Annotated in this window: 10 protein-coding genes; 7 read left to right on the plus strand and 3 right to left on the minus strand. The window is 38.7% G+C overall.

What is annotated here, in order from left to right:
* The first annotated feature begins 89 nt into the window (after positions 1–89).
* Complete coding sequence (locus tag ACPW7J_RS14580; RefSeq protein ID WP_425757569.1) at positions 90–683, plus strand: hypothetical protein; 594 nt, start codon at positions 90–92, stop codon at positions 681–683.
* A gap of 66 nt (positions 684–749) precedes the next feature.
* Positions 750–1259 carry a hypothetical protein gene (locus ACPW7J_RS14585; RefSeq protein WP_425757570.1) on the plus strand — a complete coding sequence of 170 codons (510 nt, stop codon included), beginning with the start codon at positions 750–752 and terminating at the stop codon, positions 1257–1259.
* A 132-nt stretch (positions 1260–1391) separates the two neighbouring features.
* Here ACPW7J_RS14585 and ACPW7J_RS14590 read toward each other — a convergent pair whose 3' ends face one another.
* Together ACPW7J_RS14590 and ACPW7J_RS14595 are read right to left on the minus strand one after the other, a co-directional pair.
* Positions 1392–1796 (minus strand): hypothetical protein, encoded by a 405-nt coding sequence (locus ACPW7J_RS14590; protein WP_425757572.1) that lies wholly within the window; start codon positions 1794–1796, stop codon positions 1392–1394.
* Between the two features lie 133 nt (positions 1797–1929).
* Positions 1930–2253 carry a phage holin family protein gene (locus tag ACPW7J_RS14595; RefSeq protein ID WP_425757574.1) on the minus strand — a complete coding sequence of 108 codons (324 nt, stop codon included), beginning with the start codon at positions 2251–2253 and terminating at the stop codon, positions 1930–1932.
* A gap of 147 nt (positions 2254–2400) precedes the next feature.
* Here ACPW7J_RS14595 and ACPW7J_RS14600 point away from each other — a divergent pair, with 147 nt between their 5' ends.
* The 4 genes from ACPW7J_RS14600 (at position 2401) to ACPW7J_RS14615 (ending at position 5274) form a co-directional block, all read left to right on the plus strand.
* A complete protein-coding gene (locus ACPW7J_RS14600) occupies positions 2401–2568 on the plus strand; it encodes a hypothetical protein (protein ID WP_425757576.1) in 168 nt (55 codons plus the stop codon).
* Between the two features lie 63 nt (positions 2569–2631).
* Complete coding sequence (locus ACPW7J_RS14605) at positions 2632–2784, plus strand: ribbon-helix-helix domain-containing protein (RefSeq protein WP_424960522.1); 153 nt, start codon at positions 2632–2634, stop codon at positions 2782–2784.
* A 169-nt stretch (positions 2785–2953) separates the two neighbouring features.
* Complete coding sequence (locus ACPW7J_RS14610) at positions 2954–4459, plus strand: hypothetical protein (RefSeq protein WP_425757578.1); 1506 nt, start codon at positions 2954–2956, stop codon at positions 4457–4459.
* A 161-nt stretch (positions 4460–4620) separates the two neighbouring features.
* A complete protein-coding gene (locus ACPW7J_RS14615; RefSeq protein ID WP_425757566.1) occupies positions 4621–5274 on the plus strand; it encodes a hypothetical protein in 654 nt (217 codons plus the stop codon).
* Between the two features lie 964 nt (positions 5275–6238).
* Here the strand turns inward: ACPW7J_RS14615 and ACPW7J_RS14620 are convergent.
* Positions 6239–6370 (minus strand): helix-turn-helix domain-containing protein, encoded by a 132-nt coding sequence (locus tag ACPW7J_RS14620; RefSeq protein WP_425757567.1) that lies wholly within the window; start codon positions 6368–6370, stop codon positions 6239–6241.
* A 131-nt stretch (positions 6371–6501) separates the two neighbouring features.
* On the opposite strand from ACPW7J_RS14620, the gene ACPW7J_RS14625 reads away from it, so the two are divergent.
* Positions 6502–6666: a hypothetical protein gene (locus ACPW7J_RS14625; protein ID WP_425757568.1), complete on the plus strand. Its 165-nt coding sequence runs from the start codon at positions 6502–6504 to the stop codon at positions 6664–6666.
* Positions 6667–6760: the final 94 nt, after the last annotated feature.

The following is a 6760-nucleotide window of genomic DNA, read 5'->3' on the forward strand; positions in this document are numbered from 1 at the left end:
TGACTAAATATCAACGTTCTGGTAAGATAAAACCACAAAATCGCCGATAAATCGCCGATTTATAGTTTTTGAAGATGGAGTCATTGAAAATGCTTATATCTATAACTGATTTTGCGAGTAACAGAGGGCATGATAGAGATACTGTCAACGCATATATTCGAAATCACCCTGAAATTCAAAAAGAAACCGTAAAAAAAGGTAAGAGCAGATATATTGATACGGAAACGAAAGCGTATCAGTTATTGGATAAGAAATACCCGCTGCCGAAGCCTGTGGAAGTTATCGAAGATACTGAAGCTAGGCGTCAGCTAGTTGAAGCGCAGCAGCTTATTATACGTCTGCAACAGCAGCTTGTCGAAGCTGCGCCTAAGATAGCCTGGGCGGAACAGAATCAGCAGATGATAGATCATATAACTTCTGAAAATGAGAGCCTTAAAGTTGAAAATTCCAAGCTTAGAGAGATTAACGAAGATACAATTGAAACTTTAAAGATTCTTTATCGTGAGAAATCTCAGTTTGATCAAAAAGAAAAAATGTGGCTTGAAGTAAAGGCGCAGTACAACAAAGATTTGGATATAGCAGAGAAAGGTCTCGTAGAACGTAGAGAGAAGATCGAAAGCCTGCAGCAGCAGCTTGCTGCAGAACAATCTAAATCATGGTGGGACAGGTTGTTGGGAAGATGATTATACTTTTAATGTTGACAATTGTATGATAGAATAGATAAGAATGTAATTTGGAGTGTAGAAATAATGAAAATAAAAGAAATTTCAAAATATATAATAAAAGTACTACTAATGATGATTATCATCCTAATTATAATAATTATTTGCCGATGTCAAAATGATACAAAATTTAATAAAATTATACAAATTAATTTAAATCAAATATATCAATCAATTAATATTGCTGATAAAAATATTAAACAGGAGGTATTACCACAAGAAGAAATAGTAAACACTCTTATTAATGATTGTTATACCGCAACTAAAACAATTTGTGAAATTAAAAACTCAGATTATAATTTGGATGATTTTTATTTTTTTCTATTATACTTAAGGGAGTTCGGAGGTTACAAGCTTGAAGAGAAAGAAAAAGTTATTCATGCAATAAATTTAATTAATGAAGAATTTTATAGAGTAGGATGGAACTCAACCAAAGGGCTGGGAATTAGGGGATATTATGATTTTCTTGCAAATGATATAAAAGATATTCGTGCATTAGTTGAAACCCTAAATAATGTTTCTAAATCAGTGATTTAATATTATTGCAAGAGAATTATATTTTAATTGAGAGAGGCTATTTGTTAGCCCCTCTCCCATGTCACTGTGGGTGCTGCTCGATATACAGCAGTTCAATTTAAATAGTAATCCAACAAACAAAGAAAATAAATATTAGCCATGAATAATAGGATTACCGTATTTGTAAGTAGGTTTTTGAGCCTTCCAAACAATGCCGCGTTCGCCACCTGAATCAGTTCCTTCAAATTTCTGAGTGATTACAACATTAGAAATAATTTTAGAAGAACCAGGTCTAGTAAAGTCTTCGTAAATGGTTGTATACATATCTTCTAAATATTCCAGATGTGCTGCATTTCCTGCAGTTGCTCCACCAAATACCAGTGCAGAAAATCCAAGTGCCACATTAAAAAGGCCTGCAATATTAAGAATTATATTAAACAAACTCTCTTTTGAATTATTCTGTCTGCTATTAATTTCTCTCCTGATGTCTACTAGTTTTTGTCTTCCTGCATCAGTATTAAGAATTTTGTAGGTATGGGTTTTATACTGAGTTGCCATAATATTTTCTCCTTTCTTTTGTAGTGATGTTGTGGTCAATTTGACCAGAACATCTTGTGATGAGTGATAACTAAAGTGCATCGATGACACCTATACCTTACCATGGTGATATCACTTTGTCAATACTAAAACATCACTTTTTTTTAAAATTCTTTAGTGTCGATGTCAAGCTTTCTGGTATCGGTACATTCAAGAGGCTAAGATTTTCTAAAATGCTAAAGCTTTCATTCAAAATAAAGAATAAAGACACCAAAGGCAATAATGGCGTGAATCCTTCTATTTGGAGTATGTCAATTAGCTTACAAAGTACAACACAAAGAATAATTCCTACCTTTGTGAAAATACCTTTTCGACCTACTGTAGAATTCAGTTTTTTTTCATAAATTGCGACAAGTACTCCAGTTAGATAATCCAATAGGATAAACGCCAGAAGAACAGCTTCTTCTGATAATAACATAAGCGCACCCCCTTTCTTTTAAGTGATATCACTATGATAACACTTAATTTACGCTCCTGCAATAGTTTTTATTGACAAAAGAACATTTGTTCTATATAATAACAGGTACAACTCAAGACTGGTAGATCAGAGAGAGGTGAATACCTGATGGAAAAATTAACAGAAAAAGAAAAAGTTTGTCTTTTGGAGTATACCAAAGATTTGAAGCAGATTATGGAGCAGGATCATTTAGCAATAGTTTCAGACAATCGGTATTCCTATACCCAAAAAGAAATTGAAAATTTGTTACAAAAGATAGAGAAAATCAATGATTGATATCTTGACTTTTTGTATCACCTTGATGTAAAATAGATATCACCTAGAAGGGTGGTAGTTTATATGGCGGTAAGTAATGACAAAATTAGAATTTTAGTAACAGTTCCCAGAGCTATGAAAGTGAAGTTAGAAGATGCTGCAAGAAACGAAAATCGTTCAGTAAGTAATTACGTGTATACTCTGATTCAAAGGGAACTAGATAAAAAACAGGAATAGAAAAGTAGTTTATAGAGTATCTGAGGGCAGGTACTTAGTATACTTAAAGACAAGGCAGAGAGGTTTACTCCGCATATTGGAGTAAACCTAAATAATTATAAAAAAGGTAAAAAAAAGTCTATTGATAATATAAGCCCCCTAATAGGAATGGGGCAAGGGAGTCTGATTTATGAACGAGAAATATAAGGCGGTATTTGACTTTTTTACAAAAGAACAGGGTTATGAAGAAGTGGGTGGAGTAGCTTTTTATCGTGAGATTTTTCCACATAACGAAAACCGTGGTGAGTTGCATGAAGATTTCTCTCATCCGAATGCAATTTATCTATACCATGACGCCGATTGGTGCCGGCTTCGGCGGCGGATTATGCTGAATGATGAATGGGAAGCTGATTACAATTCTTTTGTGAAGGATAGTGAACTGGCACTTTGTTCAGGCCTTGTTTATCGAAAGCGGGCGAATAAGCTGCAGAATGCGCAGCAAATGAATGCTTTGATCTTTGATCTGGATGAAGTGGGTGATGATGAGATCCGCACGATTGAATTGCGGTGGAACGTGGAGCCGGAACATTTTCGGTCGATTCCGCGGCCAACTTTTACGGTGCTGAGCGGTACGGGGCTGCATTTATATTATGTTTTCGATAAACCGATTGATCTTTATCCGAATATTAAGTTGCAGCTGAAGCAGCTGAAATATGATTTGACCTTTAGGATATGGGAGTATAAGTCCACGTCACAAGAAAAGAATATCCAATACCAGTCAATCAATCAGTCTTTTCGTATGGTGGGAAGTAAGAATAGCAAGGGTGATGGTGAGATTGTAAGGGCTTTTCGTACAGGTGGCAAGGTGTCTTTGGATTGGTTGAACCGATATACAGAGCCACAGAATCGTGTAGATCTGAATAGGCCTTTTAAACCCACTCAGGTTGCTCTGCATGAAGCGAAAGAAAGGTATCCAGAGTGGTATCGGCGGGTGATTGTCGAGGGGCAGAAAAAGCCAAAGAAGTGGGCTATTAACGAGAAGGTTCACGGGTCAGATCCTTGGGCATTGTATCATTGGTGGATGAAACAAGTTCCGCAGGTTTTGGGTGGTCATCGGTATTACTACCTGATGTGTATGGCGATTTACGCCTGTAAGTGTGATGTCCCGAAAAAACAGCTGATTCGTGATATGAACGAGATCTTTGATAAGGTTGCTGCTGTGCAGCATAAGAATCCGTTGACACGGGCGGATATGAAATCTGCGCTTGAAGCCTATGATAAAGAGTATTATGATACGTCGATTAGAGAGATTGAGTATTGGGCTGGCTTTCAGATTGAGAAGAACAAGCGAAATGGGAGAAGACAGAATGAACATCTGCGAGCAGATTATTGGGTTAACGAGAAAGGTCGTCCGTCAGCAAATGTGTGTCGTCAAAATAGAGAAATAGCATTGAAATATATGCGAGAGCAGGGTGAAATTAAAGGTAGACCAAAAGGCAGTGGTACTGCTGCTTATTTTGTTGCAGAGTGGCGGAGCCAGCATCCGGAAGGACGAAAGGCAGATTGTATTAGAGAAACGGGGCTTAGCAAGCCGACGGTTTACAAATGGTGGGAGGTTAAGGAAATGTATTATTCAAAGTATGTGTTAAAAAAAGACATGATGCAGCTATCATGGGAAGAGATGCAAGCAGAGTAACGCAGAATCATGACTGCAGTTTGCCAGCTGGCGGTAAAAAAACGGATACCAGAAGAACAGGCATATTACGAGTACATTGACCTTTGTAAGAGGTATCATCAGCTGCAGACACAGTTGCAGTCTTTGAGTTATATGTTTTAGCTGGAGGTACTGGAACTAAGATGAGTGATAAAATGTCCATGGAGCAGAACATCTTTTATGTGAAGCGCAATATGATTGACCTCGTTTGGAAAGAATCGATGCTGGAAGGAATAAACGTTATGTATCCGGACACGCAAGCAATCTGCGAAGGAATCAATGTACCAACAGTGTCGGTGAGAGACATTGTTGTGATCAACAATTTAAAGTATTGCTGGCAGTTTACCCTCGATATCATAAAGGATTATCCCGTGTCACTGATATATATTAACCAGATCAATCGCGCAGTTGGCGGTTCCGGCGAAGTTTGGAACGCTGGCGTATTGAGGATAAGTCCAGTCAATATTGGTGGCACGACATGGATACCGGAGATACCTGCCCCTGAAACTGTAGTTGCTGATATTGATGAAATCATGCAGATAGCATCAGCCACGCATAGAGCAATGACCATGATGCTGTATCTGATGCGATCCCAGCTATACAACGATAGTAATAAGCGAACTGCGCAGCTTGTTGCCAATAAGATCATGATTGAAAATGGATGCGGGATTATCAGTATTCCGAAAGACTGCATCCGTGAGTTTAACGGCCTTTTAATCGCCTTTTACGAGACAAATGATTCACAGGACATTATGGACTATGTGTATAATCACTGCATCAGCGGCATGACCCAGTAGAAGAGGTCTCTTTGTAGAATAAGTAGAATGCAAAAAAGTTTTATTTTTTTTAAAAAATTTTGTAACGAATTGTTTCATCGTTTTAATATATAGAGGCAGGAATATTTGACAAAGAGGTTGTCAATGCTGTATAATGTCAATAGGCAAAATGACAGAAATGCTCATGGAGCAAAGCGAAAACCCCAGTAGCGGCAACTACTGGGGTTTTCTATGCTGTCTTGGGAGGGTGGCTTAGTCCCTAGGCTGACTACCAGCTACTCATCTCCGTCCAGCCATTTGCAGACGTAGTAGGCGACTACGCTTGCCAAAACAGAGAGGATAAATGACAGAAATTCACTCATGAAGCACACCCCCTTTCTCTACCTGTCTAGGGGTGGTAGCATGATGATTATACCATACGCAGCTTATCGCTGCAATTGCTCTCGCCCTGCGGTTGGGGCTACCGCCCGCCGCTTCGCTCTGGTTGGTTTTAATATAAGCGAACTTTAAGAAATTTGCCGAAATTTTTCAAGTGTGCTTTAGGTCATTTTTTTCAAAAAAGCGTTTCTCACGAATTGGAATTTCCACATTTTTTATCAGGCCGTGCCCTTTTCACTATTCAACAATTTTGAAAAATACACTTCCCATGTTCTATCATTTTTCTCATGAAAACGATAATCCTGATAACGGCAAGCATAGAAAAACAGGTCTGTTTTTCATGCTTGTTAAGGGCTCCGCCCCTAACACCCTTCGTGACTTTGGCGTGGCTTTCTTCGTTTTTTGCATTTCGCAAAGAACGAAAAAAACCGGTAACGAGATTTTTCGATGAACGAAATCAGATTACCGGTTGGTGAAATTTCGCAAGCCCTTGTTATCACGAAAAAAAGAAAGTGAAGGATCTGGAGCCGTTACCAGTAACAGTCTCTAAGAAAAAATATAAACGATTTACTGGTAACGTTAGGTGCGTTTTTATATGTGATATTAATTAATTATTGTCACTACCTTCATATGCCGCCTTGTAGCGGTAGTATGTCCTCCGCCCGATCTGCATATCTGCCATGATCTGCTCCATGCTGGCTCCGGCTGCATAGAGCTGGGCAAAGGTCCAGGGGGGCAATAAAAGCGTCTCTGAGATAAAAAAAGGCGTCTAAACGGGGGTATTTATTAAAATCCGTTAAAAATCGCTTAGAGGCGAAAATAGAGTCTATTAGAGGGCAATTAACGGATGGGGTTGACCAAGATGCTGTAATGGCGCTTTTCAAAGCACTCCCTGCAGATAAGCAGTTTCAGGCTATGATTGAGACTGAATTGCCAGAAACGCAGCTGCAGCCTGAGCTGATGCAAGAGCTTCGGAGCGTGATGGAGAATGACCTGCAGCAAACCGAAAGAGACTGGGGCGAAGAATTCTATTGATGGTGTGTTGATATTTAATTTATGTCACGTCTCTGAAGAACCAACCAGAGCGAAGCGACGGACTGTAGCTTCCAACTGCAGAGAAAAGCGGTTA

The sequence above is a fragment of the Ihubacter sp. rT4E-8 genome (assembly GCF_049852125.1).
Taxonomy (GTDB): Bacteria; Bacillota; Clostridia; order Peptostreptococcales; family Anaerovoracaceae; genus Senimuribacter.

Bases quoted from the DNA above. Each gene is read 5' to 3' on its own strand.
- ACPW7J_RS14580 (WP_425757569.1), top strand. From the start codon at position 90: ATGCTTATATCTATAACTGATTTTGCGAGTAACAGAGGGCATGATAGA.
- ACPW7J_RS14585 (WP_425757570.1), top strand. From the start codon at position 750: ATGAAAATAAAAGAAATTTCAAAATATATAATAAAAGTACTACTAATG.
- ACPW7J_RS14590 (WP_425757572.1), bottom strand. From the start codon at position 1,796: ATGGCAACTCAGTATAAAACCCATACCTACAAAATTCTTAATACTGAT.
- ACPW7J_RS14595 (WP_425757574.1), bottom strand. From the start codon at position 2,253: ATGTTATTATCAGAAGAAGCTGTTCTTCTGGCGTTTATCCTATTGGAT.
- ACPW7J_RS14600 (WP_425757576.1), top strand. From the start codon at position 2,401: ATGGAAAAATTAACAGAAAAAGAAAAAGTTTGTCTTTTGGAGTATACC.
- ACPW7J_RS14605 (WP_424960522.1), top strand. From the start codon at position 2,632: ATGGCGGTAAGTAATGACAAAATTAGAATTTTAGTAACAGTTCCCAGA.
- ACPW7J_RS14610 (WP_425757578.1), top strand. From the start codon at position 2,954: ATGAACGAGAAATATAAGGCGGTATTTGACTTTTTTACAAAAGAACAG.
- ACPW7J_RS14615 (WP_425757566.1), top strand. From the start codon at position 4,621: ATGAGTGATAAAATGTCCATGGAGCAGAACATCTTTTATGTGAAGCGC.
- ACPW7J_RS14625 (WP_425757568.1), top strand. From the start codon at position 6,502: ATGGCGCTTTTCAAAGCACTCCCTGCAGATAAGCAGTTTCAGGCTATG.